Raw genomic sequence first — 2333 nt, 5'->3', positions numbered from 1 at the left:
TGGCATTTTGCGGCGCGCATTTCGCGCTGCGCCGCGGCTACCCCTTAAGCCGACGCCCGTAACAGCCGCGGGCGGTCCAGCATGATCGCCACGTCGGAGGCGGGCCGCGGCTTGCTGAACAGATAGCCTTGCGCCTGGTTGCAGCCCTCGCGCCTGAGCAGCTCGAGCTGCGCGTCGTTCTCGACGCCTTCCGCGGTGGTGACGATCCCGAGGCTGCGGCCAAGGCCGGTCACGGCGCGGATGATCGCCATGGAATCCTCGCGCGTCGCCAGCTCCGACACGAAGGAGCGGTCGATCTTGATCTTGTCGAACGGGAAGCTGCGCAGATAGCTCAGCGATGAATAGCCGGTGCCGAAATCGTCGAGCGAGATCCGCACGCCCAGGGCCCGCAGCTCGTGCAGGGTGGTCAGCGTCGCCTCGCTGTTCTGAAGCAGCACGGATTCGGTGATCTCGAGCTCGAGACGGCGCGCCGGAAGTCCCGAGGCGGCCAGCGCCGCGATCACGGATGTGATCAGGTTCGGATTCTTGAACTGGACCGGCGACAGGTTGACGGCGAGGTCGACATCGTCCGGCCAGGTGGCCGCGTCAGTACAGGCGGAGCGCAGCACGAATTCGCCGAGCTGGACGATCAGTCCGGTCTCCTCGGCCAGAGGAATGAAGTCGATCGGAGCAATCAGGCCGCGCTGCGGGTGGTTCCAGCGCAGCAGCGCCTCGAACGCGACGACGCGGCCGCTGGCGACGTCGCGGATCGGCTGATAATACGCCTCGAACTCGTCGCGCTGCAGCGCCGCGCGCAGATCCATCTCGAGGAGGCGACGCGCCTGCGCGCGGGCGTCCATGCCGGTCTCGAAGAAGCGATAGGTGCTGCGGCCGTCCGCCTTGGCGCGATACAGCGCGAGGTCGGCATTCTTCAACAGCTCGTCCGGATTGCTGCTGTCCTGCGGCGACAGCGAGATGCCGATCGAGACGCCGATCACGATCTGATGACCGTCGATCTCGTAAGGCGCGGAGATCACCTCGACGAGACGGCCGGCGAGCGATCTCGCGGCGGCTTCCTCGGAACGTCCGATCTGGACCACGGCGAACTCGTCGCCGCCCAGCCGCGCCACGGTGTCGCTTTCGCCGACGCCGGCCGTCAGCCTGCGGCCGACCTCCCTCAGCAGCGCATCGCCGATGGGATGGCCGAGCGAATCGTTGATGTCCTTGAAGTGATCGAGATCGAGACAGAGCACCGCGAGCTGATCACCCGACCTGGTCCGGCGCAGCCCCTGCTCGAGCTGCTCGTGGAACAGCACGCGGTTCGGCAGGCTGGTCAGCGCGTCATGGCGCGCCATGTGTGAGATCTTGGCCTGCGCCTCCAGCCATTCGGTGATGTCCTCGAAGGTCGCGACCCAGCCGCCGCCCTGCATCGGCTGGTTGACCACCCGGATGGAGCGGCCGAACCGGTTGACGACGTCGGTCGTGGTGCGGCCCTCGCGCGCGTCGGCGACGAGGCGGGCGAAGAAATCATTCGCGTCGCCCTGCCACTGGCCCTTGGCCTGCTCGTCCCGCAATATGTCGACCAGCCGGCGGCCGGTGAGCGCGATGTCGGTGCGGCGAAGCATCGCCGCGTAGCGCTCGTTGAACAAGATGATCTTGCCGTCAGCGTCGAACATGCACAATCCCTGCGACATGTTCTCGAGCGCCGTGTCCAAAACCATTTGCTGGGCACCCAATTCGCCCCTGGCGCGGCGGTCGAGCAACGCGGCCACGAGTGCGATCGCGATGATCGCGACCGCAGCGCTGGCGGTGAGGAAGGACAGCGAGGCCGGCGGGATCGACAGGCCGCCGATCGCGAGCGTCGGATCCGGCGTCAATAGCACCGCGCCCATCGCCGTGAAATGATGCGCGACGATGGCAACCGTCAGCAGCGCAGTCGCCGCCAGCGCGTGGAAGAGGTTGTCGCGTCGCGCCGCCACGAACAACGCGAGTGCCGCAAAGAAAATTCCTGATAGCACCGAGACGGTGACCGTGCTTCCGATCCAGTCCACCCGCGCAGGTATCTCCAGCGCCGCCATGCCGGTGTAGTGCATCGCCGCGACACCGGAGCCGACGATGGCGCCGCCGAGAAGGATCCACACCGCGCGCAAGGACGATACGGCGATGCTCAGCCCCACGAAGGTCACCGAGATCGCGAAGATCAACGACAGGATCGTCACCGGGATGTTGTAGGCGCCCGCGCCTCCCGGCCCGTAGGCGAGCATCGCGATAAAGTGCGTCGCCCAGATGCCGCATCCGCTGACGGCGGCATCGAGGCCGAGCCAGGCCAAACGCCCGAGGCCGCGCGTCGCGCG

Annotated in this window: 1 protein-coding gene; it reads right to left on the bottom strand. The window is 67.1% G+C overall.

All coding sequences use genetic code 11. The features are described from left to right. Window positions 1-44: 44 nt before the first annotated feature. Window positions 45-2333, bottom strand: a 2289-nt coding sequence (locus tag MOV74_RS36190) for an EAL domain-containing protein (protein WP_246932068.1), incomplete at its 5' end; no start/stop codon positions are given.

The organism is Bradyrhizobium sp. SHOUNA76 (assembly GCF_023006445.1).
Classification (GTDB): Bacteria; Pseudomonadota; Alphaproteobacteria; order Rhizobiales; family Xanthobacteraceae; genus Bradyrhizobium.
Note: the sequence above shows the minus strand (reverse complement) of the source record. Positions and strands in the feature narration are given on the sequence as shown.